This window comes from Rossellomorea sp. LJF3, assembly GCF_037046045.1.
Classification (GTDB): Bacteria; Bacillota; Bacilli; order Bacillales; family Bacillaceae_B; genus Rossellomorea.
The window spans coordinates 1-26,139 of record NZ_JBANLY010000015.1; the positions used below are offsets into that span (position 1 = coordinate 1).

25 protein-coding genes are annotated in these 26,139 nt (G+C 41.8%); 17 read left to right on the forward strand and 8 right to left on the reverse strand.

Annotated features, from left to right (window positions below; translation table 11 throughout):
• The first annotated feature begins 420 nt into the window (after positions 1-420).
• The 10 genes from V8G47_RS14305 (at position 421) to V8G47_RS14350 (ending at position 11,007) form a co-directional block, all read left to right on the forward strand.
• Complete coding sequence (locus V8G47_RS14305; RefSeq protein WP_336200727.1) at positions 421-1,905, forward strand: peptidoglycan DD-metalloendopeptidase family protein; 1,485 nt, start codon at positions 421-423, stop codon at positions 1,903-1,905.
• A 216-nt stretch (positions 1,906-2,121) separates the two neighbouring features.
• Positions 2,122-2,829, forward strand: coding sequence for a response regulator YycF (yycF, locus tag V8G47_RS14310; protein WP_060674576.1), 708 nt, complete (start codon positions 2,122-2,124; stop codon positions 2,827-2,829).
• A gap of 6 nt (positions 2,830-2,835) precedes the next feature.
• On the forward strand, positions 2,836-4,662 hold the full coding sequence (gene walK, locus V8G47_RS14315) for a cell wall metabolism sensor histidine kinase WalK (protein WP_336200728.1): 1,827 nt from the start codon (positions 2,836-2,838) through the stop codon (positions 4,660-4,662).
• The gene (locus V8G47_RS14320; RefSeq protein WP_336200730.1) at positions 4,659-5,996 is read left to right on the forward strand and encodes a YycH family regulatory protein; all 1,338 of its coding nucleotides are present in this window, start codon (positions 4,659-4,661) and stop codon (positions 5,994-5,996) included. Before walK ends, V8G47_RS14320 begins: the two co-directional genes overlap by 4 nt.
• Before the next feature lies 1 nt (position 5,997).
• Positions 5,998-6,801: a two-component system regulatory protein YycI gene (locus V8G47_RS14325; protein WP_336200731.1), complete on the forward strand. Its 804-nt coding sequence runs from the start codon at positions 5,998-6,000 to the stop codon at positions 6,799-6,801.
• Between the two features lie 5 nt (positions 6,802-6,806).
• Positions 6,807-7,601 carry an MBL fold metallo-hydrolase gene (locus tag V8G47_RS14330; protein WP_336200733.1) on the forward strand — a complete coding sequence of 265 codons (795 nt, stop codon included), beginning with the start codon at positions 6,807-6,809 and terminating at the stop codon, positions 7,599-7,601.
• Between the two features lie 267 nt (positions 7,602-7,868).
• A complete protein-coding gene (locus tag V8G47_RS14335; RefSeq protein WP_336200734.1) occupies positions 7,869-9,113 on the forward strand; it encodes a S1C family serine protease in 1,245 nt (414 codons plus the stop codon).
• Between the two features lie 120 nt (positions 9,114-9,233).
• Positions 9,234-9,392 carry a CxxH/CxxC protein gene (locus V8G47_RS14340; protein ID WP_336200735.1) on the forward strand — a complete coding sequence of 53 codons (159 nt, stop codon included), beginning with the start codon at positions 9,234-9,236 and terminating at the stop codon, positions 9,390-9,392.
• Between the two features lie 94 nt (positions 9,393-9,486).
• A complete protein-coding gene (rlmH, locus tag V8G47_RS14345) occupies positions 9,487-9,966 on the forward strand; it encodes a 23S rRNA (pseudouridine(1915)-N(3))-methyltransferase RlmH (RefSeq protein ID WP_336200805.1) in 480 nt (159 codons plus the stop codon).
• Positions 9,967-10,026: 60 nt separating this feature from the next.
• Complete coding sequence (locus tag V8G47_RS14350) at positions 10,027-11,007, forward strand: Gfo/Idh/MocA family protein (protein ID WP_336200736.1); 981 nt, start codon at positions 10,027-10,029, stop codon at positions 11,005-11,007.
• A 105-nt stretch (positions 11,008-11,112) separates the two neighbouring features.
• Here V8G47_RS14350 and V8G47_RS14355 read toward each other — a convergent pair whose 3' ends face one another.
• Positions 11,113-12,108 carry a tRNA dihydrouridine synthase gene (locus tag V8G47_RS14355; RefSeq protein ID WP_336200737.1) on the reverse strand — a complete coding sequence of 332 codons (996 nt, stop codon included), beginning with the start codon at positions 12,106-12,108 and terminating at the stop codon, positions 11,113-11,115.
• Between the two features lie 346 nt (positions 12,109-12,454).
• On the opposite strand from V8G47_RS14355, the gene yiaA reads away from it, so the two are divergent.
• On the forward strand, positions 12,455-12,925 hold the full coding sequence (gene yiaA, locus V8G47_RS14360; protein WP_034764842.1) for an inner membrane protein YiaA: 471 nt from the start codon (positions 12,455-12,457) through the stop codon (positions 12,923-12,925).
• Between the two features lie 322 nt (positions 12,926-13,247).
• Here yiaA and V8G47_RS14365 read toward each other — a convergent pair whose 3' ends face one another.
• Positions 13,248-14,438 carry an MFS transporter gene (locus V8G47_RS14365; protein WP_336200738.1) on the reverse strand — a complete coding sequence of 397 codons (1,191 nt, stop codon included), beginning with the start codon at positions 14,436-14,438 and terminating at the stop codon, positions 13,248-13,250.
• Between the two features lie 371 nt (positions 14,439-14,809).
• Between V8G47_RS14365 and V8G47_RS14370 the strand changes: the two genes are divergently transcribed.
• Complete coding sequence (locus V8G47_RS14370) at positions 14,810-15,742, forward strand: hypothetical protein (protein ID WP_336200739.1); 933 nt, start codon at positions 14,810-14,812, stop codon at positions 15,740-15,742.
• Positions 15,743-15,757: 15 nt separating this feature from the next.
• Here V8G47_RS14370 and V8G47_RS14375 read toward each other — a convergent pair whose 3' ends face one another.
• Positions 15,758-17,176, reverse strand: a complete 1,419-nt coding sequence (locus V8G47_RS14375) for a PH domain-containing protein (protein WP_336200740.1) — start codon at positions 17,174-17,176, stop codon at positions 15,758-15,760.
• Entirely contained in the window at positions 17,173-17,685 is a 513-nt protein-coding gene (locus tag V8G47_RS14380) for a PH domain-containing protein (protein WP_336200741.1), read from the reverse strand. The genes V8G47_RS14375 and V8G47_RS14380 overlap by 4 nt, the downstream gene beginning before the upstream one ends.
• A gap of 313 nt (positions 17,686-17,998) precedes the next feature.
• Between V8G47_RS14380 and V8G47_RS14385 the strand changes: the two genes are divergently transcribed.
• From V8G47_RS14385 to V8G47_RS14405, 5 genes are read left to right on the forward strand one after another with little or no spacing between them, the layout of a single operon-like run.
• Positions 17,999-18,601, forward strand: a complete 603-nt coding sequence (locus tag V8G47_RS14385; protein WP_336200742.1) for a hypothetical protein — start codon at positions 17,999-18,001, stop codon at positions 18,599-18,601.
• A 12-nt stretch (positions 18,602-18,613) separates the two neighbouring features.
• Positions 18,614-19,354: a hypothetical protein gene (locus tag V8G47_RS14390; RefSeq protein WP_336200743.1), complete on the forward strand. Its 741-nt coding sequence runs from the start codon at positions 18,614-18,616 to the stop codon at positions 19,352-19,354.
• Positions 19,341-20,048 carry a hypothetical protein gene (locus tag V8G47_RS14395; protein WP_336200744.1) on the forward strand — a complete coding sequence of 236 codons (708 nt, stop codon included), beginning with the start codon at positions 19,341-19,343 and terminating at the stop codon, positions 20,046-20,048. The genes V8G47_RS14390 and V8G47_RS14395 overlap by 14 nt, the downstream gene beginning before the upstream one ends.
• Positions 20,045-20,446 (forward strand): hypothetical protein, encoded by a 402-nt coding sequence (locus V8G47_RS14400; protein ID WP_336200745.1) that lies wholly within the window; start codon positions 20,045-20,047, stop codon positions 20,444-20,446. The genes V8G47_RS14395 and V8G47_RS14400 overlap by 4 nt, the downstream gene beginning before the upstream one ends.
• Before the next feature lie 33 nt (positions 20,447-20,479).
• Entirely contained in the window at positions 20,480-21,424 is a 945-nt protein-coding gene (locus tag V8G47_RS14405; RefSeq protein ID WP_336200746.1) for a hypothetical protein, read from the forward strand.
• Positions 21,425-21,518: 94 nt separating this feature from the next.
• Here the strand turns inward: V8G47_RS14405 and V8G47_RS14410 are convergent, their stop codons facing one another.
• The 4 genes from V8G47_RS14410 to V8G47_RS14425 form a co-directional block, all read right to left on the reverse strand.
• On the reverse strand, positions 21,519-23,465 hold the full coding sequence (locus V8G47_RS14410; protein ID WP_336200747.1) for an ABC transporter permease: 1,947 nt from the start codon (positions 23,463-23,465) through the stop codon (positions 21,519-21,521).
• The gene (locus V8G47_RS14415; protein ID WP_224522610.1) at positions 23,455-24,216 is read right to left on the reverse strand and encodes an ABC transporter ATP-binding protein; all 762 of its coding nucleotides are present in this window, start codon (positions 24,214-24,216) and stop codon (positions 23,455-23,457) included. Before V8G47_RS14415 ends, V8G47_RS14410 begins: the two co-directional genes overlap by 11 nt.
• Before the next feature lie 100 nt (positions 24,217-24,316).
• Positions 24,317-25,321 (reverse strand): sensor histidine kinase, encoded by a 1,005-nt coding sequence (locus V8G47_RS14420; RefSeq protein WP_336200748.1) that lies wholly within the window; start codon positions 25,319-25,321, stop codon positions 24,317-24,319.
• Positions 25,318-26,004 (reverse strand): response regulator, encoded by a 687-nt coding sequence (locus V8G47_RS14425; protein WP_442970857.1) that lies wholly within the window; start codon positions 26,002-26,004, stop codon positions 25,318-25,320. Before V8G47_RS14425 ends, V8G47_RS14420 begins: the two co-directional genes overlap by 4 nt.
• Positions 26,005-26,139 lie beyond the last annotated feature (135 nt).

Below are 26,139 nucleotides of genomic sequence, written 5' to 3' on the forward strand. Positions count from 1 at the left end.
CGTTTTCGAGCTAAAATACTATTAACACATAAGTATAAAAGATTGGGTTCACATATTGGATAAGGGTGAAGCAACATTCACTTCACCCCAACATTTGACGTTGAACCTTTTATTATGCCTCTTGTAATATTCATGTAACATAAAACAACAAAAATCCTCTAATTTCTACCAAATCCATTTCATTCAGAAATCCATCCTTATACCCGTATCATTCCCATTATGACGCGAATCACCGCGCAAGAGTGGAAAGAATATTTTCAGATAAATTATACAGTTATATTACAATCATGATTCTGCGTCCCGGTTTTCGTCGAATTATGGTAAATTAGTAAAGTATCAATTTAATAGAATTCGACTAAATTAGGCTTAATGAACTACCGTTAAGTGGGATTTTTGCTTTAGTTTATAGGAGGCAAGTCAATGAGTTTTGGAGAGAAGTTATCACCCATTTTAAACAAATATAAAAAACTTAATATTCGACATAGATCAAGCCAATTAGTGAAGAGAGTAGGGATTACAACACTCGCTCTTACCACTTTAACCTTTTCTTCTGCTGCCGCTGCGGGGTCTGAAGAAGATTTGCAAACCATCTATCATGTGTACATGGGTAGTGAGTATGTAGGTGCCGTTACAAGTCAGGACGAAGTAAAGGCGGTATTAGAGGAGAAGCTTGAGAAGGCTCAGAAGGAATACAGTGATTACCAGGTTGATTTTGATAAAGAAGTAACGTACATACCTGAGAATGTATTTGAAGCTGTCCAAACCAACAATCAACAAGTCATTGAAAACGTAAATAAATCTGTAGCTATCGAAGCCAATGCATTTGCTTTGGTTGTCGATAACAAGCCGGTTGCGTATGTGAAAGATGAAAAGGCGGCTGAAGAAGCTTTAAAAGCCTTTAAGCTTAACTATGTTTCCGATGAAGAGCTGGCTGAATTAGAGGCAAGGAAAAAGGACTCTTCAACCACTTCTTTACCCGCTTTGAAAGAAAATGAAACTCGTTTGTTAGAAGTTTCTTTCAAAGAGAATGTAGACGTTAAAAAGGCACAGGTGAAACCTGAAGAAATGATGTCCCCTGAAGAAGCGGCTGATTTTCTTGAAAAAGGTGCGTTAGAAGAGAAGAAATACAAGGTCCAAGAGGGCGACTCTCTTAGTACGATTGCCGAAGATCATCAATTGACGACCGGTACTTTACTCAAGTTAAATGAAGGCTTGAAAGAGGACGATGCGCTGAAGGTGGGTGCAGAGTTAAACGTTAGTGTATACGAGCCGCTAGTTCACGTACTTGTTAAGAAGGAAGCAAATAAGATTGAAAAGATCGCGTATGATAAAGAAGTAGAGGAAGACTCTTCTATGAATAAAGGCGATACGAAAGTGAAGCAAGAAGGTCAGGATGGCGAGAAATCCATAACCTTCGAAACAACAGAGGTAAATGGTTCTCAAATCTCCAAAAATGTAAAAGAAGAAAAGAAATTAAAAGACCCAGTTAAATATATTGTAATTAAAGGGACGAAAGCCATTCCTTCAAGAGGATCGGGAAGTTTTGCATGGCCGACGAATGGGGGTTATATTTCTTCCAAGCAGGGTCAACGATGGGGGAAAATGCATAAGGGCATCGACATCGCCCGTCCAAGTGACCGTACCATCAAATCGGTTGATAATGGAAGAGTCGTATCAGCAGGCTGGGACGATGGCGGTTATGGAAATAAGGTCATCATTGATCACGGAAATGGATATAGAACTCTTTATGCTCATTTAGACTCCATCTCTGTTTCTGCCGGCCAAACGGTTGAAAGAGGACAGAAGCTCGGGATCATGGGAGAAACCGGTGAAGCAACAGGCGTTCATCTTCATATCGAAATTTTCAAAAATGGATCATTGATAAATCCATTGGATGTACTGTAATTATATAGAGGGAATCAAGCAAGGGACTGACACAATCATTTTATTTGTCAGTCCCCTTTGTTATATTTAGATTATAATCAACGAGCATTGAAATAAAGGGTATGATAGAGTTAAAGATGAATTAATATGGAGAAAGTGATAAATTTAAAGGAAGAATCCTATACTAATCACAACTTTATATGATCCATTACTTTTTTCTAAAGGAGATCAATTGATATGGAAAAGAAAATATTAGTCGTTGACGATGAGAAACCAATTGCAGATATATTACAGTTTAATTTAAAGAAAGAAGGCTATGAGGTCCACTGTGCCTATGATGGCGATGAAGCGGTGAAGATGGCGGAAGAAATCAAACCGGATCTTGTCCTTCTTGATATCATGCTTCCGAATCGTGATGGAATGGAAGTGTGCCGTGAAATCAGGAAGAAGTATGAAATGCCGATCATCATGCTGACAGCGAAAGACTCTGAAATCGATAAAGTATTGGGACTGGAGCTTGGGGCGGATGATTATGTGACCAAGCCGTTCAGCACACGTGAATTGATTGCCAGGGTGAAAGCCAATCTTCGACGCCACCAGCACGGTGCACAACAAGCTGTCGAGGATGAGAATAATGAAATCACCGTCGGATCCTTAACGATCCATCCGGATGCCTACGTTGTTTCAAAACGGGGAGAAACAATCGAATTGACTCACCGTGAGTTCGAGCTCCTTCATTACTTGGCGAAACATATCGGACAGGTCATGACCCGTGAGCATTTACTACAAACTGTGTGGGGTTATGATTACTATGGGGATGTGCGTACAGTCGATGTTACTGTCAGACGTCTTCGCGAGAAAATTGAAGATAACCCAAGTCACCCTACCTGGATCGTAACACGTAGAGGAGTAGGTTATTACTTACGAAATCCTGAACAGGAGTAATATGTAATGAAGAAAGTTGGCTTAACCCGTTCGATTCATTTGAAATTTGTTCTGATCTACGTCCTGCTCATCCTGCTCGCCATGCAAATCATCGGGGTTTATTTTGTGCGGGAACTTGAGCAGAAGCTCGTGGAGAACTTTAAAACCTCTATTACCAATAGAGTGAATTTATTAGAATATACCGTAAAAGAAGCCATGTTAAAAAAAAGGGATGAGGACGATCCCACCCTTCAGGAGGATATATACAGGATATTGGATGATAGCAGTAAAACATCTGATATAGCTGAAATCAGGGTCATCAATAGCCGAGCCAGGATCGAGGGGACCTCTGATCCCAATAATCAAGGTCTCGTCGGTCAGATCAGTGCGGAAAAAGAGGTTAAAAAAGCCCTTGCACTCGGATTTGGTGACGACGATATCTACCTTGATGATAAGACAAAGGATCGAATATGGGTATACACCAAACCGATTGAGTCGAACAACGAAGTCATCGGGACCATCTATATCGCCGGGGAAATCGAAACGGTCTATGATCAAATGAGTGAAATCAATAAGATCTTCACGAATGGGACCATCATTGCACTGGCGATAACGGCTGTTTTGGGTGTCTTATTGGCCCAAACCGTTACCAGGCCCATATCGGATATGAGAAAGCAGGCCTTAGCCATGGCAAAAGGTAACTTCTCGAGGAAGGTAAAGGTCTACGGATACGATGAAATCGGTCAGTTGGCCATTACGTTTAATAATCTGACAAAGCGTCTTCAAGAAGCCCAGGCAACGACTGAGGGGGAACGAAGGAAGCTTTCTTCAGTGTTGTCTTATATGACGGATGGGGTCATTGCGACAGATCGAAAAGGCCGGGTCATTCTCATTAATGATCCTGCTGCTGATATGCTCGATGTTTCACGTGAAACAGTCGTTTCCCAACCGATCGTTTCACTGTTGGGGCTGGATGAGGAGTATACATTCGATGACTTATCGAATGAACAGGACTCTATCATTCTGGATTACAGTACGAAGGATAAACCGTATATTTTACGCGCAAATTTCTCTATTATCCAAAAAGAGACGGGCTTCGTGAATGGTCTTATAGCAGTCTTGCATGATATTACGGAACAAGAGAAGATAGATTTAGAGAGACGGGAATTTGTCGCCAACGTTTCCCACGAGCTCAGAACTCCTTTGACGACGATGAGGAGCTATCTGGAGGCCCTGGCAGAAGGGGCATGGGAAGACAGGGAAATAGCCCCCCAATTTCTTGACGTGACCCAGAACGAGACTGAGCGAATGATCCGGCTCGTCAATGACCTCCTTCAGTTATCAAAAATGGATAGCAAAGACTATCGTTTTAATAAAGATTGGGTGGACTTCATCCTGTTTTTCCATAAAATCATCGATCGTTTTGAAATGACGAAAGATGTAAATGTAACATTTAACCGCTTCTTGCCGGATAAAGCGATGTTCGTAGAAATTGATCAGGATAAGATCACCCAAGTGCTGGATAATATCATTTCCAACGCATTAAAGTATTCACCGGAAGGCGGCACCATTACCTTTACGGTGAAAGAAAAAGAAGGATTCATCGAGATCAGCGTATCCGATCAGGGGCTGGGGATTCCGAAAGATAATCTGGAGAAGATTTTTGAACGTTTCTATCGTGTAGACAAAGCCCGTACGAGACAAATGGGCGGTACTGGATTAGGGCTTGCCATTGCGAAAGAAATGATATCAGCACACGGTGGTGATGTGTGGGCGAAGAGTAAAGAAGGTAAAGGGACGACAATCGTATTTACCCTCCCATATGATTCCACACAAGAGGATGATTGGTCATGAATTATGAAAAAATTAAATCGATAGTCTTAACCGTACTTGTTTGCATAAGTGTCTTCCTTACCTTTAATCTTTGGACCTATTCACCGGGTTACGATACGATCAACAGTGATGGTGCTTATGATGTTTCAGTCGGGGAAAAACTGAAGGACAATGAGTTGAATACCCATCTTATTAAACCTTATAAGCTCTTTTATCATGGTCGGGACAAAACAGTCGGTACAACCAATCAGTCCGAAATGGATAAAGTGACCGAGCAACTCGGGAAGTGGTCTCTTTTCGAAATTAAAAATGTATCAAATGAGTATAGTTTTCAAGAAATAAATACTCTTATTCAGAGTGAAGACAAGTTTGAACTGGTGTTTCCCGACATCGTTCCCTTATCTGTCTTCAGTCAAGGATTGAATTTGGAAGAAAAAAATATTTCAACTGCTTCGTTTAATCGGATTGTCATTGATTTAGATAATGATAATCAAGATACAGGCTCTATTTTCTTTATTACAGTAAGTGACGATAAAAAGGAGAAGGCTGTGTACGAAAGTCAGGTCAGCCTTGCAAGCCTCGATTCATTTAAACGGAATTTTGTGCAAAGAGCCTTATATAATAGCGCTTATAGTCAATATGTGGAACAACCGATAAATGATAAGAAAACCATTTTTCTACCTAAGGATGCAGAGGATTATGTCAGTTATTATTACTACACGGAATTAAGTTCTCTTGAAGAATATAAACAGGCGCTATTTAGTGATCCCAATAGTGTAAATATGGGGTCAGTGGACGATTTGGTGACGTTTATGGATGTTTCATCCATATTGACGGTGGATAAGAATCACAATACATTCTCGTTCGTTAACCCTTCTGAGGATAAGGATGATGGCTCCTCACCTGCCATGCTCGTACAAAAGAGCATGGAGTTCGTTAATGATCATGGCGGTTGGACAGATGATTATCAGCTCTTTTCCATAAGTCCCTATGAAAATAAAATCGTTTATCGCCTTTTTCTGCAGAACCACCCTGTCTTCAACGATAACGGGATGGCTGAAGTCTCTCAAACTTGGGGTCAGAACGGCATCAATAAATACAGTCGTCCATACTTTAAACTCGACTTCTCGTTTAAAGATACGGCTGAAGTTCGATTGCCATCAGGTTCTTCCGTCATCTATGCTTTGAATCAAGTGGATTCAATCAATCTTGATTATGTAGATGATATTGCCATTGGGTACAAAATGACCAGAGATCCAAATGAAAGCAGAAAACTTAATTTCGAACCCTCCTGGTATTATAAATACGATGGTAATTGGTTAAGGTTATCCGTCGATGACAAGGAGGGACTGTAAATTGGATTGGAGTAAAACGAAAAGCATATTCATCATTGTTTTTCTCGTGTTAGATATCTTTTTGATGTCCCTTTTTATCAATAAAGTGGGAGAAAGCAATCCAGAAACACTCAGTCAGGCTACATTTGAGGAAAAATTAAAAGCGGACAAAATTAAATATCCAAAGACGCTGTCCCAGGATCCAACGGAAGAAAAATATATCCAGGCTAAATCGAGGAAGTTTAAGGCCGAAGATATCAGTATTTTAAAAAATCAAGACGTGACCATTATTAACGAAAGTACGATTCATTCTACGTTAGATGAGCCTGTTTCATTGGATAAGGATTTTTCACCGGATGATTTAAATGACTTCATGGAAAACCAGGTCATTGATGGTGATAAGTACAGCTTCTGGGATTACAACACGGAAGAACAGACGATCACCTATTACCAGACGTATAGGGGAAGGCAGTTATTCAATAATACGAATGGAAAGATCGTCCTTACCGTCAACAATGATAACAAAATTGTATCGTATAAACAGTCCATGCTTGAGGATCTGAATGAGTTTGGGGAAGATAAATCCATTATTCCTTCCTTTGTAGCATTGCAGGGCCTTTATACGAATCAAAAAATCAGTCCGGACAGTGTCGTTCATAAACCGAAATTAGGCTATTGGACGTTCCTGTCCGAGGAATCCCAGGTCCTTGCACCAACCTGGCACTTTGTCGTGGAATCAGGGGACAAAGAAGAGGATTTATTTATCAATGCCGTTGAAGGACAGATTGTAGAGATCAGCAAACCGGAAAAAGAAACATTGGAGTGAGAGATATGACGATGCATTTTAGTGTACTTGCAAGCGGCAGTACGGGAAATGCGATATTTGTTGAATCGGAGGAACATTCCTTTCTTGTCGATGCCGGATTGAGCGGCAAGCAGATGGAAGGATTGTTCAGTCAGATCGACCGAAAGATTGAAGATTTGTCGGGGATTCTGGTCACTCATGAGCATAGTGATCACATTAAGGGGATCGGTGTATTGGCGAGGAAGTACAAGCTGCCGATCTATGCGAACGATAAGACGTGGAACGCCATGGCCGGTCTGGTGGGGAAGATTGATACAGAGCAGAAGTTTTCTTTTGATATGGAAACGGCCAAGCATTTCGGGGGATTAAGCATTGAGTCATTCGGGGTATCACATGATGCTGCCGAACCGATGTTTTATATTTTCCATCACGGGGATAAGAAGCTTGTTCTTGTCACCGATACGGGGTATGTAAGCGATCGGATGAAAGGGATCATCTCGAATGCCGACGCCTATGTATTTGAAAGCAATCACGATGTAGGGATGCTCAGGATGTGCCGTTACCCATGGAATATCAAACGTCGGATCCTCAGTGATTACGGTCATGTATCCAACGAAGACGCGGCCATTGCCATGAGTGAAGTGATGGGTGATAACACCAAGGGTATTTACCTGGCTCATTTAAGCCTTGATAACAATATGAAAGATCTCGCAAGAATGAGTGTCACCCAAACACTCGAATCAAAAGGAATCCTGGTAGGAGAACAAATCGATCTATTTGATACGGACCCTAAAGTACCAACACCTTTAGTTGCGATTTAAACCGATTCAAATGTTTATGATTTCTCTCTAAAAGGTATGAAAAAGGTGAGGGCTTCTGTCTTCGCCTTTTTTGTATGTCTTTAACGGAAAGCGAGCCCCTGACGCGGAAATTGCTAAGTAAAAGCAACGATGTTAACAGCCTTACATAATTAGTAACCTAATAAATTTCTTACCATCTTTTCATCATTTTTTAATTTAATCTGACTATAATCGGGCTTGTAAAGATAAAATAACAAAAGGAATAGCTGTTAGAAAGGATGAAGACGCATGGGATATTATGATGGTGATCATAATTCTGAAGGCAGGACTGGCAGGCAAAAGGGAAATCGGGGAGGAATGTTCCTGGCGGGGCTATTGGGAGTAATCCTTGGGGCGATCCTCGTAATCGTAGCCATTCCTCAGCTGACCAACTTTGATATATTACCTTATTCGGTCCAACCGGATCAGGATTTGAAAGAAACGGATCAAACGTATCATAATGGAACCACCAAGAATGTGTCTGTCAATGTGACGACGGATGTGACGAAAGCCGTTGAAAAGACCGGGGACTCCGTGGTTGGGATCACGAATATCCAATCCCAGAGCTTCTGGGGTCAGGGTGGTGGCCAGACCCAGGACCAGCAGGCAGGAACGGGATCAGGGGTCATGTATAAAAAAGAGGGAAAAACGGTCTATATCGTGACGAATAATCACGTTGTAGAAGGTGCGGATCAACTGGAGGTCACCCTCGCCGACGGTACAAAGGTTCCTGCTAAACTTCGTGGTACCGACGTTTGGACAGACCTTGCCGTCATTGAAATCGATGGAAGTAAAATTAAGAATGACGATATTGCCGAGTTTGGAAATTCGGATGAGCTGAAAGCGGGTGAGCCTGTCATTGCCATCGGAAACCCCCTTGGACTCCAATTCTCAGGTTCAGTGACGCAGGGTGTCGTATCAGGCGTGGAGAGAACGATTCCTGTCGACATCAATCAGGATGGAATGGAGGATTGGAACGCAGAGGTTCTGCAAACCGATGCAGCCATCAACCCGGGTAACAGCGGTGGAGCCCTTATCAATATTTCCGGACAGCTGGTCGGGATCAACTCCATGAAGATCGCCCAGGAAGCGGTGGAAGGAATCGGACTCGCCATTCCGATCAACTATGCCGAGCCGATCATCGAAGACCTTGAGCAGTACGGAGAGGTCAAGCGTCCCGCTATGGGAGTGACATTGGAAGACGTCAATCAGATTTCTGCCTATCACCAGCAGGAAACCTTGAAGCTGCCTAAAGAGATCAATTATGGCGTCATGATCAGACAAACCGTTCCGAATTCACCTGCTGCGCAGGCAGGACTACAGGAGCTTGATGTCATCACCGAACTTGACGGTGAGAAGGTCCAGAATGTAATCGACTTGAGGAAGCATCTATATAATAAAAAAGAAGTGAACGATCAAATGAAAGTCACCTTCTATAGAGATGGCAAAAAGAAAGAAGTCACGATGAAACTGACGGATGAATCCCGTTTATAGAATGTGGAATAATTGAAAAGCAGGAAGGCGATGCGCCCTTTCCTGCTTTTTCTTTACATGATATGATGATTGTGGATAAGTATATAAACAACATTTCAAGAATGGTTAGGAGGAAACGACATGATTTTCTGCTGCTTAGAGCATGTGGAATTAGCCATGGATATTGTCGTCGATGAGCACGAGGTAGCGCCTCAACTAACAGAGCTTTCAGAAGACAAGAAGTTATCCACAACCTGTGAATATTGTGGGAATAACGCCGTATATATAGTGGCGAACTAATATTCTCATACCATATGAGGATTAACCTTGTGGATATGTGGATAATTTCTGTGGATAACGTGTTTGTAAATTGTTTGTAAAGCGAGTGTGGATAGTGAACATCACCATTGTAACGGTTGGAAAATTAAAAGAAAAATATTTAAAGCATGGAATCGATGAATATGTAAAGCGTCTTGGGGCGTACGCAAAAATCGATATTGTGGAGCTGGCAGATGAAAAGGCCCCTGAAGTATTGAGTGACTCTGAAATGGAGCAGGTGAAGAATAAAGAAGGTGAACGGATCTTAGCGAAGATCTCACCAGATCATCATGTCATTGCCCTTGCCATCCAAGGGAAGATGCGTTCTTCAGAAGACCTCGCCGATAATCTGGACAAGCTTGCAACATACGGTAAAAGCAAAGTGGCATTTGTGATTGGAGGATCATTGGGACTCAGTGATGACGTCATCAAGAGATCCAATGAAACCCTTTCGTTTTCGAAAATGACTTTTCCCCATCAGTTGATGAGATTGATTTTGGTGGAACAGATTTATCGGGCGTTTCGGATTAATCGGGGGGAACCGTATCATAAGTAGTCAGGTAAAACGATAAAGTGACGTAAGGTATTTATATGACATTTGAGGAGGGGTCCACCCATGCAGTATGAAAAAGTCCGCTGGGGAATTATCGGTTGCGGAGATGTAACGGAAAAGAAAAGTGGCCCTGCTTTTCAAAAGGTAAGAAACTCAGAGCTTGTTGCCGTCATGCGGAGGACGGGTGAACTGTCGAAGGATTATGCCGAAAGACATGGAGTGGCGAAATGGTACGACGAGGCTGATGCCCTGATTAACGATCCTGATGTGGATGCAGTTTATATCGCTACGCCGCCAGGCTCCCATAAGGAATATACGCTGATGGCTGCCGCTGCGGGAAAACCTGTTTATGTTGAGAAGCCGATGGCACGTACCTTCAATGAATGCAATGAGATGGTGGCTGCTTGTAAGAAGGCTGGTGTGCCTTTGTATGTAGCATACTACCGCCAGGCTCAGGAACGCTTTTTAAAGATAAAAGAATTGCTTGATCAAAATGTGATCGGAGACGTCCGTTTTGTCACCTCGACCCAGTATCAAAAAGCAGGGGAAGACGTGAAAGATTCAGATCAATTACCTTGGCGTGTTCAGCCCGAAATAGCGGGAGGTGGGTTGTTCTTCGATTTAGCCAGCCATACCCTTGATATACTTGATTTTCTACTCGGACCCATTCAAGAAGCAAAAGGTTTTGCTTCCAATCAAGGGGGATTTTACGAGGCGGAAGATATTGTGACCGGTACATATCGCTTCACATCCGGCGTTCAAGGCATCGGAACATGGTGCTTCACGGCTTTTGAAAATGTAGATAAGAATGAAATTGTCGGCAGTAAGGGGAAAATCAGCTTTTCTACATTTGGAGATGACCCCGTCACATTGACGACAGGTGAAGGAAAAGAGCAATGGAGTTTTGAACGGCCGCTTCATGTCCACCAGCCGCTTGTAGAAACCATCGTTAAAGAGCTGACCGGGAATGGCGTTTCGTGTCCCAGTACTGGAGACTCGGGTGCACGTACCAATTGGGTGATGGATAAGATTGTAGGGAAGTAGGAAGTATTTGCTTCCTGCTGCTATAAGACGCGGTTGCCTTTCTGGTTATTCAAAAAAGAGAGAAGAGCATTGGTTAGCTCCTCTCTCTTTTTTCATTGCTTTTATTTACTTAGATACAGAAAAGTCTTCCGCATCTTTCACTGCATCCTTATATTCATCAAGCAAAGCACGGACTTCATCGGTGGTTTCCGATTCCATCAGGCGATTTCGCAGCTCACTCGCTCCCCTGAATCCACGCACGTAGATTTTAAAGAAGCGGCGAAGCGGTTTGAATTGACGCGGCTCAAGTTCTTCTGAGTACTTATCATGAAGATCAAGCTGCAGACGCAGGAGATCGAGCAGTTCCCCACTCGTATGTTCTTTCTTCTCCTTTTCGAACGCGAACGGATTGTGGAAGATTCCCCGTCCGATCATAATGCCGTCCACACCGTATTTCTCCGCAAGTTCAAGTCCCTTCTCTCGATCAGGGATGTCGCCGTTGATCGTCAATAATGTGTGAGGGGCGATTTCATCACGAAGCTTCTTGATTTCAGGAATCAGCTCCCAGTGGGCATCCACGTCACTCATTTCCTTTTTCGTACGAAGGTGGATGGAAAGATTGACAATGTCCTGTTCTAATAAGTGCTTCAGCCAGTCGTGCCACTCCTCCACCTTGGTATAACCTAGACGGGTTTTCACACTGACGGGAAGTCCTCCCGCTTTGGCTGCCTGGATGATTTCCGCTGCGACATCCGGTCGGCGGATCAGGCCGGATCCCTTTCCATTCGCTGCAACATTGTGCACCGGACATCCCATATTGATGTCGATTCCACGAAAGCCCATTTTAGCCACACCGATACTCGTTTGACGGAAGTATTCAGGCTTATCGCCCCAGATATGTGCGACAATCGGCTGTTCGTCTTCCGTGAACGTCAGACGTCCGCGTACGCTGTCCTTTCCTTTCGGATGACAGTAGCTTTCTGTATTCGTAAATTCTGTAAAAAACACGTCAGGTCTCGCCGCTTCACTCACCACATGACGAAAAACGACATCGGTCACGGCTTCCATCGGTGCCAACACAAAAAATGGCTTAGGCAACTCATGCCAGAAATTTTCTTTCATACTCTATTTAAACCCTTTCCTTTAGGGAAGCATGTTCCCAAAATTAAAAAGTAAGATGCTTTACTGTTATCCATTCCCGGTTAGGATGGATTCCAACCAGTATATACTTTAATGGTATTGGACGAAAAGTGCAAGGGAACGCGTCGTCTTGTTAGGAGGGAAATACTTATTATTGAAGAAAAATGAACCAAATCTTGAATAGATTAATAAGGCGGTTGGAACAGGACTTTCAGTACTTTGAATATGGAAGAATTTATTTCATAATCCTGAACACATTCTGTAAAAAATTGCTATAATTATTTACAGAAGCAGTGTATCGACCTGCGACAGTAAAGGGGAGCGGCCAATGTCTGAGTTGAATGAAAATCCGTTAATGAAGAGCGATGAAAAGAAACCGAAGATTAAGGTGGAAAGAAAAGAAGGAGAACCGACTTCCGCATTTAAAGGGGCAAGTTGGGCAGCTCTGGTGATAGGGGTTTCCGCTTATTTGATCGGCTTGTTCAATGCCGGAATGGAGCTCAATGAGAAGGGGTATTACTTTGCAGTATTGGTATTCGGACTCTACGCAGCTGTATCCCTGCAAAAAGCGGTAAGGGACAAGGAAGAGGATATTCCTGTTTCAGGCATCTATTACGGGCTCAGTTGGTTCGCCGTCATTGTAGCCGTATCGTTAATGACCATCGGACTTTATAACGCCGGAAGTATCATCTTAAGTGAAAAAGGATTTTACGGAATGTCGTTTGTTCTTAGTCTGTTTGCGGCCATTACGATACAGAAAAATATCAGGGATACACAGGTGGCAAGAGATAGAGACTAACGAATGGCGGTACTGCTTGCAGTGCCGCCATTTGCTATTCATAAAGGATTTCGAAACCAGGGGTTGAGATAGAGAGTGGACTGGTTTGCTGCTGAATAAAAAAATTCGACATAATGGCACGAATATTCTGAGATTCGCATGATTAGTTGAAATCCCGCATGAAAAACGTTTTCTCCGCACGATAATTGAAATTTTCGCACGGTCCACATCAATTCTCGCTTGATTCTTCCCATGAAAATCGTTCATCACAGTAATTCCAGTTAAAAAACTAAAAAGAAGTATCCAAGAACCATTTTACGTTCTGGATACTTCTTTTTTAACATTATGTTGCACTTACCTGCTTCTGATCCAACCGATAACTCAAGAAAGTCAGCAGACTCGCACAAATTGCAACCACTGCGCCGACGAGTGTCACATTCATCAACGGGCCCTGGTGGTAGACAAGGCCTCCGAGTGCCGATCCCATGGCGATGCCGACATTGCTCGCAACCGGCATCAGGGAAGCGGCAAGGCCAGTGGCTTTCGGTTGATACACGCCGGCAAGGTCGATCAAGTAAAGCTGGGTCGAGGTGGTAAGGAGGATGGCCATCAAGGACATCAATCCAATGTTGATCAATCCAACGATAAAATGATCGGTCGTAAAGTACAGGGCAAACAGGACAAATGCCTGGATAAGAAACACGAATCGGAGGCGTCCGATGGCATTGTGACTGGCAATCTTCCCTGCAAGGATGTTGCTGAAAATCGAGATGAACCCGTAAGCGAACAGGATCAAGCTGATGGAGCTGCCTGGTGCTCCCATCTTGTTAAGAATTGGGACAAGATACGTAAATACTGCATAGGTCGCACCGAAGCCAAGGGATGGAATGAAGAAAGCCATCAGGATCCTAGGATGGGTCAATAAGGAGAACTGATCCCGCATGGAACTGCGGTATTGACTGAGCTTACTCGGTAAATTCATGAACGATGCCAAGAAGGCAACGACACCTAGTAACGTCGTTAATAGGAACGTAGCATGCCAGTTGTACCATTCGGCAATGACCGTACCGATGGGAACTCCGATGACGTTCGCCAGGGTGAACCCGCCGAACACGAATGAGATGGCGACGCCTCTTTTTGTGACTGGAATGGCCTCACTGGCGATCGTCATGGCAAGTGAAATCAACACTCCTGTCACAATCGCTGTCAGCATCCGAAGCCCCATAAGCATGACGTAGCTGGTGGAAATCACGCACAAAGCATTCAAAACGATGAATGACCCTATCAAACACAACATCCATTTCCGCTTTGGAAAATGACTAGTTGCCGACATGACAATGGGCGTGGCGACGGCAAAGGTAATGGCAAACGCTGAAACAAGCGTGCCTGCCTTTGCATTTGTTATATGAAGACTTGAGGAAATCTCCGTTAAGATCCCGACGATGACAAATTCGCTTGTCCCGAGAACAAATGTTAATAACGTAAGGGTAAAAATAAGGAACCAATGTTGTTTAGATAATACCGTTTCTTTCATAAGTACCTCTTTTCTAAGTTGAATATCCATATAGGATAGAGTAGGCAAACAATTTAACCATCATACCATAAAACATTTTTATGAAGTAACCCTTGTATGTGAAAAGTATAAACAAATGAGCAGGACACAATTTTCATGTCTTGCAGAGCATATTCATTTTCGAGTAGGGACTAAAATTTTTCATGGAAATGGAGGAAACGTTTTTGATAGACTAGAATGCTACCCCACTCCATTTTCTTTTTTCCTTTCCGATTTGGTTTGATTTGAGATAAAAATGGATATATCTTCTAAATAAAGTCATATCTGTATTGAGGTGTGTCTTAGGAAAGAATGATTCTGTAAAATTTAATAAAACAAAGGTGGGTAGATAAGTGGTGAAAAAGATATCTTTTTTAATCGTCATTTTCTTTTTATCAGGTTGTACTTCTTTAGAAGAGAAGGTCTCCACCTTTACGGAAGCTGAGATTGAAGAGGTATATGGAGAAAAAGTTAAAATGACTTCTATAGAGGAATCCACACCTATTGGCGCCACGATCATTGTGGTACTGACAAAAATCTTCACTGATGTATATGACCTGACATTTCAATCTGAAGATGATCCGAATTTCACATTCGGGGGTGAAATCTCAGGGGACCTTGAAAACTTTGAAGAGGACTATGTTCAAAGCAAACATGAATATTTAATGGAGCGGGATAAAAAGTATGAAGAATACCAAAATGTATTTAAAGAGAATGGAATAGAAGATGTACAGTTTAGAAGTATGATCCACAAAGGCAAACCTTACATAACAGTCAGTGGATACTACAAGGATGGAGAAACCGACCCGGAGAAGCTGGTACACACACTTGGGGAAATAAGCGAAAGCCTTGTGAAAGTGCCTGTCGAAACCTCGCTTGATCTGGAAATGAAATATAATAGGATTTCAACGGATTACTATAGTAAGGAAGAATCTGCTGAATTTGAACAAGTAGTAGAACAACAATTTATGCTGGTCCACCACCATGAAATGGTAGATAGTGGTGTGTTGGATCAAGAACTTGAGAATTTGGGCATGTCTGCAGATTCAAGTTTGAATTGGGATGAGAAAAGTGAATATTTTATTACGTCATTGTTTGTAAATCAGGATATCGCCTTATTTGCCAGACCTTATTCAAGTAATGAGGACATTCTAAAAGCCTTTGATATCTTCAGAAAATACGGTATGGATGAATCAGTCGTGAATATCATCAACTTAGATGGTACATGTATGGTAAAGGAAGTAACAGTAATGGAAGACCTAAGCAGGTGCTATCCAGAACTCTAAAACAGATCCGTCTCACTAAGAGACGGATTTATGATAGTACCACTGATAAAATGTTTCAGCTTCCTCACTTGATAGTCCAAACAACAAACTTTCATGGGTGGGGTTTGCCCGGTTTGAAAACGTGATGGTAGCCACACCAAACATCCGCTCGAGAAAAGAGTGCTTTACCATTACCTGCTGGATCCGATTGCGATGAGTGATGAAGGTTTCATTGATCCACCCTCCCTTACGGATTTGGATCGTTTGCCTGTGAAGTGAATAACTCGTAAACCAGTAATCAAGAACTCTCAGGAAAATGGAAACGGCAAAGATTATCCCTGCCACCCACATCCATTCCATTTTGAAGATCCAAAACCCAGCAATCGAAACGATTGCCAGATAATACGGCTGGATAAGCTTCAGCCAAAGGACTTTTAGAGGAAAGCGTTCCATCTCCTCATTGACTGGGAACTGAGGAAGGATGGCATGCAGCATCTCATACGCTTCCTTTTTCGGCATAAACGGATAAAAGGAACTGATCTCCTCTTCGGACGAACCGGCACTAATCAATTTAATGGATACGAGTCCTATCATTCTTTTGACAATGGATTGTTCGACTCTGACCGCTTGTACTTTATTCTTTGGAATAGAGAAGCTTACCTCATTTCCGATCCCTTTCTCAATATAAATCCGTTCGTGATCATCGCTGATGACATAGTTTCCGTACTTAATAGACGTTTTCACGAAGCCAATCGAAATGGACAGCAACATGGCAGCAATGAATAAAATGACAAGAACCCATACATGGCCAAGGAGATAATGCCAGGCACCTTCCGCAGATTTCTCAATGGCAAAGAAATCTGCCAAGTTGAAATAGACTGCACTTAATAACGGAAAGATCGCCAGAAAACTGAGCGAGGTAAAAGATGCTTTAATCAGATCCTTCCTGGTCGTCTGGAAGTGTACCCTTCGTTCTGGTATCGTCTCTTCTTCCAATTCAGTGAATTCCTGCTTTTGTTCAAGGTGAGTCAGGATTCGTTCCTTTTCATCCTGTGTGATAACAGGGAAGTTACAGGTAGAGTCCTCATCGCTTGTTCCGGTCTCCATTGTTAAAGAGGTTAATCCGAACCAGCGATGGACGAAGGTGGTATGGGACCTGTGGTTATGAATACGATTCCAAGCAACAGTTTTTTGCTTTTTAATGACCATCCCTTCTTTGAAGATGATGGACTCCGTTCCTAGTTCATAGCGGTTTGAGAACCATTTGGTGAAAATAGATACAACAGAACCCGCTGTCACGATTAACAATGCATAGCGGCCCCATACTACCCATCCCGCAGTTGAGTTTGCCTTCAGGATGAACAGGAGGAGATAGAATCCAAACTGGTTCTTAACGATTGATACCAGTTCAACAAGAATATACGCGGGATGATATCGTTTCGAAGGTTTGATCATGCTCCCATTTCTCCTTCTTCGGCATCCCTTATTTTTGCGAAGGTGGCAATCTCTATTTTTAATGATTTTGCAATATCGGATGAGATGGCCGGTATTTTATGAATGGAAGTCGTGGTCCCGATTTCCAGGTCATAAAGATCATACCGACGCATGATCGGCCCCTGCTCGGTTCGTACGTATTCCACTTTTTCCATTGGGATGAGAACGTGCTGCTGCTGCCACTTCCCGAATTTCAGTTGGACAAATTCCCGGTCGACCTGGTAGCGCCATGTTCTTTGCAAATAAATAGGTTCAATGAAGATGGAGAAAATGGCAGAAAGAATGAGTAGACCCCCCAGTATGTATAGGACGATCTCAACCCAGTCGTACCAGTCGAATTGGTTTGTACAGGTAATCAAGATCCCTATGATGAGGAGTGCTGTAGTATGACCGATGGTGTTGGAGATTCTCCAGACTTTGGTTGCTTTGTTTGATATGGTTTCCGTTGGTTCTATTATATGTAAGTACATATGGTTCACCTCTGTCTTTATTTACGGTTTTAAGAAAGAGAAAGTTTCATAGAATATGGAAATTAATTATGAGGAAAGCTTTTACTTATAAATGGTGATATCTATTAAGTAATTCGAACTGATAGATAATATCAGTAAAAGATATCTGTGATATAGTGAGTGATATGGTAAATTTTAGATGAGTGTAGAACTATTGAGGTGAGCAGAACTGAAGAAATTGAAAGATATAGATGATATTACCCGTGTGTACCTTAGCAATATGCAGCTTCCTAAAGAAAATAGAAGAAATGTAATAGGGTTTCTAATCCTTCTTTTGGACTTTTTAGGCTTCCTTCCTTTACTGAGCATTCCTTTTTCTTCTTCCTTCTTCTGGGCTGCACTGGCACCTGTTGCCTTTATTCATGTATGGGGCATTCTTTATATCGTTGCTCCTTATACATTTGAACGATCTTATTACTTATACATTGGAGTTTTTGGGGTTGTAAATACGTATGTATTTTTCCTTGTAATTCAAAAGCTCTTATATCTTCATATTGGTGTCGAAAGCAGTCGCTTCTTTTACATAGGATTAGTGTTGATGGTGTTACTGTTGGTTTTTATTCAGGTTTTTCATGTGAAAATGCTTTATTCCGGTGCCTATGTCAAAATCCAAAATGGAAAGTCACCATTCACTATTTCATCCATCGTCACGTTCTCAACTTTTGGATACGTTGCTGCACAGTTTTTAATGTCCTATATGCTCACTGACTCAGCTTTTATGATTGTATTAATGATGGCGTATACGGTTTTATCCATCGTGACTGCTTATTTATCTACTTTCATTCACCGGTATATTTATATACAAAGCAATAAGGAAAAAGTGTTGAAAATGTATCCTGATTTTGGGAAGCCAAAGGATTCCAGGAAGTTTGGTTAGGGGGGGATTTCGTTGAAGCAGGAAAAGCTAGATGATATTACTCTGTCTTATTTAAGGTTCCAATCCCCCAGTGAAAACAGGAGTAATATACTCGTGTTTCTATTCGTTTTTCTGGATATCATTGGCGTGCTTTTCCTACTGGGAGAGCCCCTGATTCCTTCGTTATTTTGGGGCGGCATCATTCCGGTGATATTCATTCACCTGTGGGCCATTCCATATGTAATTGCCCCTTATACGTTTGAAAGATCCTATTATCTGTTTTTCGGTGTGTTTGGGGTTATCAATACCTTCGTGTACTTTTTAGCAATACAAAAATTGATATATTCTCATTTTCAAATAATCGGAATAGCCCCTTTGGTTTTAGGATCGATTCTTTTTGCATCCCTCCTTCTCATCATGCATTGGATGAACATCCGCTTATTGTATTCTGGGGCGTACTCTCGTCTTCAGAAAGGAGAAAAGACCGTCAACCTTTCTCCGATTGCTTCAGCCACAGGCATTGGCTACGTACTGGGACAGGTAATTCTATCGTCTTTCTTTGTAGAATCAGTGAAAATCCTTATGATCAGCGGGGTACTCTCTATACTATCTGTGGCGACGGCCTACTTTTCTACAAGCATCCATAAATACATCTATATTAGAAGAAACGTGGAGAAGGTAAAACAGGTTTATCCCCAATTCGGGTTACCGAAAAATGAAAGAAATTTGATTGAGGGAAAACGAAAAAAGGGGAAAAGACATGAACAAGCATAAAGATATTGATCCGATCACATTATCTTACTTGAATTTTCAAACTCCTGAAGAGAATAGAAGAAATATCATTACGTTTTTTATCTTTTTTTTAGACATCATTGGCCTCCTTCCCATTTTGGGGGAGCCCTTTTCCTACGCCTTTGTCTGGCCCGCTGTTGTACCGGTGGCATTATTACATTTATGGGCAATCCTTTACGTGGTGGCCCCGTTTCAGTTTGAAAAATCGTACTACCTGTTTTTCGGTATTTATGGCATCGTGAATACATATTTGTATTTTTTGGTGATACAAAAATATTTGTATGTATATGCCGGATTGGATGGTTGGGTCCCTTTAGTTATAGGCGTGTTGTTACTATTGGGGTTATTGGTGTTCTTCCAGCTGTTTAATCACAGATTATTGTATTCCGGAGCGTATGCAAGGCTGCAAAGGAATGATCATAAGTTCAAGGTGTCTCCTATTTTAACCGCTTCAAGTATCGGGTATGTCATTGCCCATATTCTGCTATCTACGTTCATGACAGAATCTCTTTTTGTGATCATCATCATTACGGGAGTGTCCATCTTATCGATACTCACCGCCTTTTTTTCAATATCTCTACACAGATACTATTTTATTTTGAAACATGAAGAGGCAGTTAAAAGGGTATATCCTCAGTTTGGTTTACCTAAAAGGGAGAGGGGAATTAAACGGTGAATCATTTTGGAGGGAATTACATTTCAAAAAAGAAAATAACAGGGTTTATACTCGTGTTCATCGTGTTTACCTTAATTGCTTGTTCTTTATATGGCATTAATATCCCTTTACCTAGTTCCTATATTCCATTAATGATTGCAGCAAATGGTGTGTTTGCTTTTTGTTCTATTTTTGCTCAGAGATTGATTATTGTTTTATACAAAGTGAATGTTTATGAAGATAATGATAGTTTAATCGGATATTTCAATAAGTACACAGCAATCTTTACATCGGGTATTAATTACTATATACAAAACGTATTAAACCGCCTCCCTTTTCTAGTGAATAAGCTATTGGCCATATGTTTTTTCCTATCTCTTGTTTGGATTGGGTTTGGAATTATTGGAATCTATGATTGACGTTTATGAAATGATGGGTAGGGGAGATGTGGCATGAGAGAGGAAAAAATGATTCAACTTTCAACAGAGGAACTTGTTGGAAGTTTGAAGGAATCGGGATATAGCAAAAAAGCGAAACTACTGAATAAAAAAATCAATGATAAAAGTAGGAAAAGGGAGAAAATCATAAGGGAGACTACATCTAAAGAAGTTAACAGTTTCATACATGATATCGGTAAGTCTGCACACTATGTACGATTTGTAAATAGGGAAGAAGAGTTGTGGATTCATTCTATTGATAATCAAACAGCAGTATTTGAAAAGGTACACCAATCTGAACACATATTTCGTTATCAATTATTGCAGAAGGATTTTTCGAATAGACTCGGTGAATTTTATGGTTTGGATATGAAAGTTGAAGAAGATCCCGCCAAAATCAATTTGGGTATGAGCTCGGAAACATATGATATGATCCATGCTATTGATGAAGAAGGGCTCGACAGGATGATTGAAGAGGAGCCCTTTCAAATAAGCTTATTCTTAAAAGCTTTTAAAGTGAACGGTCAAAAAATCAATCAGATCACTTATGTGAATGGGAAGACTGAACAAATGGAGGATGCAATCCTATTCATCCCTGCGGAAGGATATATTTGGTTGATTAATTATGAAAATGTAAATAATAATCAAATCATTGCCACCAGCAGCTCTTTTAAAAAATTCTTTAAAGGGGTTCAACTAAGTGTTGTGGACTATCTGACATCAAAAGAGAATAAAAAAATTGAAAAGAAGGATGAGAAATTCTTCTCTTTAAAACGAGGCTTTATTTTTTACTGGAAGAGTAATGTTTTTCTGCTCTTTTCTATTCTTTTATTCTTACTGAATAAGAACAGTTGGGCTACGGATGGAGATAGTTATGTGTGGTTATTTGGCATCCAGGTCGAAGCACTAATCATTCTTCTATCCTTCATTGCTTGTTTACGTCCCAGGATATTGGAATAGAAAAAAGGAGGATACCCACATGAAGTTGTAAAGCGATAAAAAGAAAAAGCACTTCAAAAAGAACCATCCCAAAATCAAGGGATGGCTCTCTCCATTATAGCGACGCTTTAATCACCTTTTTATAATACAAAACCGATAATAAACCAAAGACCGAATACAACACCGTATATAGTACCATCACAATGATCATCGGCGTCCAGACTTCGGCTCCGAACAGGAACCATCCTGATTGGACTGCAAAGTAACTGTGCAGAAGTCCGATGAGGAGAGGGATTCCGAAGCTGAATAGCTGCTTGGCTTGAATGCCTCTCAATAAGTCACCTTGAGTGAATCCTAATTTTCGTAAAATGGTATAGTTCGGTTTTTCATCTTCACTTTCGTCCATCTGCTTAAAGTACAGGATGCAGCCCGATGTGATCAGGAAGGTGAGGCCGAGGAATCCGACGATGAACATAGTGAGTCCGATGCTTTGTTTTTGTTCAGCTTTCATGTCGTATTGTGATGCGTTCCCCCACCTTTCCCCTAAATTTAACTCTTGAAAGAGGTCATTTGCTTTCATTAAGTCTTTTTCCTTCTCGATGTTCACACCGATATGAAGGGAGGATTCCCTCTGAATTTCTGGATCAAGATCCTTTTTCAGCTGTTGGAAAACTTGGTCATCCACAATGATCGCAGGTGAACCGAACCCTGTAAACCACCCTGAGATTGGGTATTCATCCCGCATGCCCAAGTATTTGAGCTTTATTTTCTTCGTTTTTCCTTTCAGCTCTATCATACCGGAATCGTGAAGTGGCATCAGCTTTTGAAGTAAGTCGCTATAGCCTGTAAAGACTGTTTCGCCTTCTTTTACGTCAATACCTTCTACACTTTGTTCACTGATGACTGCGGTAGGCATGGCATCTTGTGATCCGTTCAGTTCACTAAATTCAGAGTCTGTAATGTTTTCCAGGTTGACGAGAACTCTGATGACTTCAACTTCCTCTTTTCTGAATTCAATACCTTTATCCAGAAGAGCATCTTTAAAATTATTGAAGTCCTGCTTGTTAATTAAAGAAAAATCCGCAGGTACATTGTTTTCCGCCGTTTTTTCAGCTGAATAATATCCGATATAGCTCAAGGATAATAATCCGATAGCCAGTGCCGATACTGTCGTGATAATAGTCAAAAGCAAGGCATTCGATTTCATCCTGAACATGATGGATGATAGGGACAGGACTTCGTTAATGTTCAAGTAGCCATCCTTCTTCTTTCGGATGATGTTGAAAATAAAGCTGACGGACCCTTTATAAAAAAGGTAGGTTCCGAGAATGACGGAGCCTAGTATAAAGAGCATGGCTCCATAAAGCTCTGGCATGGTCGTGAAGTCCCCGCCAAACAATTTGGAAGAGACATAATATCCGGAAGCAATCAAGATGATTCCGAAAACCCCCATGACGATTTCGAACTTGGACATCTTTTTTACTTTCGTTTCCGTTGAAGAACGGACTCTGAAGAGTGATAAGATGCTTTGTCTTTTGATGAATACAAAGTTCATCAGCATGATCAGCAGGTAAATCGCGCAGAAAACGATGATGGTCTGAATAAGTGCGTGGGTCGAGAAATGAAGCTTGGCGATTGCTTCGACTCCGGTGATGTTGAATAAAATCATGATGATCAATTTTGAGAAGGAGAATCCAATCAAGATTCCAAGGATCATAGACCCGAAATACAAGATGAAGTTCTCCACGCTTAGAATGCGGAAAATTTTATTTTTGGTCATGCCGATCAGCTGAAATAACCCGATTTCCTTACTTCTTCTCTTGATGAAGAGGGTGTTGGCGTATAAAAGGAAAATCGAGACGATGGCGACAAGCAGGACGGAAGCGGCTCTGACGGCTGCTCCACCCTTGATGGTTCCCTTCGCTGCATCCATGGAGGGATCATACTGTAGGGTCACAAAGGCGAAATAAAGGGCAACACTAAAGACTAAAGCAAATACATAAAGATAATAATTCTTCAGGTTCTTCTTCAGATTTCGGAATATAAGGGTATTAATGTTCATTCTGCACCCCGCCAAGCACTCCCTGGGTTTTCATGATGTCACTGAAGAAATGCTGTCTTTCCTGTTCACCTTTATTTAATTGCGTATAAATTTGACCGTCCTTGATGAATACGACCCGACTGCAGTAGCTTGCCGCTACGGGATCATGTGTGACCATGACGATCGTCGCCTTCAGCTTTTGATTCAGCTCACTCAGCTTGTTCAGAAGATCTGATGCTGATTTTGAGTCCAGGGCACCCGTCGGTTCATCGGCGAAAATGATGCTTGGTTCATGGATGAATGCACGGGCAGCTGATGTCCGCTGTTTCTGCCCGCCTGAGATCTCGTTCGGATATTTATCTTTCAGTTCTAGGATTCCAAGCTCTGAAGCAAGGGCATTGAACTTCTGATCGGCTTCTTTCTTAGGGGTCTTGGTGATGGATAATGGCAGAAGGATATTTTCTTTCACGGTTAACGTGTCGAGCAGATTGTAATCCTGAAAGATAAAGCCGAGGTGATTCTTTCGGAATTGTGCGAGCTGCTTTTCTTTCATCATCGTCATTTCATTGCTTTCAATCTTAATCGAGCCCTCACTGACTTTGTCGATGGAGGATAGGACATTTAAGAGAGTGGTCTTTCCGGAACCCGACGCCCCCATGATACTGACGAATTCACCCTTTTGAATCGACAGGTCGATCCCCTTTAACACTTCCTGCTTATTGAATTTATTTCCGTAGCTTTTATGAAGTTTGCTTGCTTCTAGTATAGTCATCATATAAAACTCCTTTGATTTGATACTCTTATTATAAAAAGCAGGAAGGTTCTATTCCTGTTATTGTTCGAACAAAACAGAAAAGCATGTGACATTTTTGTCACACGCCTGTAAGTTGAACGAAATCATTTTTCTCTGGAAAGGTGAGGGTGACCCGGGTCCCTTCTCCCCGTTTGGACTCAATATCTATGGAAATCAGCAGAGGTTCTGAAACTCTCTTGGTTAAGTACAAGCCCATTCCTGTAGAAGCGTGATCATGGTGGTCTGTGGTCGAAGTGAATCCTTTTTCAAAGATCCTTGGCAGGTCCCTGGAGTCGATTCCCCTGCCAAAATCCTGAATGGTGAGAGTCACTTTTCCATTTCTTTTTTCGCTTACTATGGAAATATCTGTTTTAGAGCTATATTTAACAGCGTTAGTCAAAAGCTGCCTGATCATAAAAGAGAGCCACTTCGCATCGCTCAGGACGTTTGTGACCCCGAGTTGAATGTCAAATCCGATTCCCTTCTGAATACACCAGGATTGCAAGGTTTTGATTTCCTGAAAAATAGCAGACTCGAGATCGGTGTCCTCAATGTATAAATCATTCTCCATAAAAGACATACGCTTCTGGTGCAACTGCTGATCCAACAAAAGGTGGATGCGCAGCCACTCGTATTTTAAATGAGACTTCAAAGGATCGTCTTCCAAACGCTCAATCATCAAATGCATCGCCGTCAGCGGGGTTTTCACTTCATGGATCCATGACAGAATCTCGTCCTTTTCCTGCTCGAGCATCAGTCGATTCTCAGATGCTGTCTTTCTCAAAAGGTTCGCCTGCTCTGACAGACTATCAGAAACGATTTCCTGGAATGGAGTATCCGGGGCATCCACCCCTGTCATGTTCAGGTTATGATCCCATTCTTTCAGCCGTTTGAAGAATCGGGTTTCCTTCTGATAGCGGATGAACACAAAAACGATGAAAAAGAGCAGCGACAGAAACACCATATACATGATCGGTTGTAACGGGATAGCCGTATCGATAGAGGCGACAAAGATCCATAACAGGTGGAGTCCGAGTACGAATGAAATCCAGCTTTTCCGTTCCCATATGTATGTACGGATCATGGCGAATCCTCTTCAATGGCCAGATACCCCTGCCCGACCTTCGTCTCAATGAAGCGGCCGAGTCCTATCTCTTCCAGGCGTTTCCTAAGACGATTCACATTGACCGTCAACGTGTTATCGCTGATGAATCGCTTGTCGTCCCAGAGGCTGTTCATCAACGCATCTCTGCTGACAATCTTATTCTTCTGTTCGATTAGAAGTTTTAATATATACATTTCATTCTTCGTCAAATCGATAGAACCAATCTCATTGGATACTGTATTCCGTTCAAAGTCAACGGTCGCACCGCACCAGGTCTTGATACTCACCTTTTCGGTGTTATAGTTGTACACCCTTCTGAGAGTGGCCTGTACCTTTGCGATGAGGACATCGAAATGAAAGGGTTTCTGGATGAAATCATCTGCCCCAAGCTGCATGGACATGACCATGTCCGTCGGGTGATCTCGCGAGGACAGGAACAGGATCGGCACATTGGAATGTGTGCGTATCATCCGGCACCAGTGGAAGCCGTCGAATTTCGGCAATTGAATATCAATGATCACAAGGTCCGGTTTCACCTCTGTGAACTCCTGCATGACATGATTGAAATCTTTGATGCCATATACTTCATAGGACCACTGTGAAAGCCGTTCCTTGATTTCATTGAATAGGGTTGTATCATCTTCGATTAACAATAATTTCAACTCTTTCACCACTCAATCTTGCTGTTTACATAAATTGTATAGGAAATCGCATGCATTTGCCATAAACCTGAAGATAGGAACTGTTTTATTTAGAAATATTTAGATTATTTTTACAAAAGATGGGTATTTAACTTC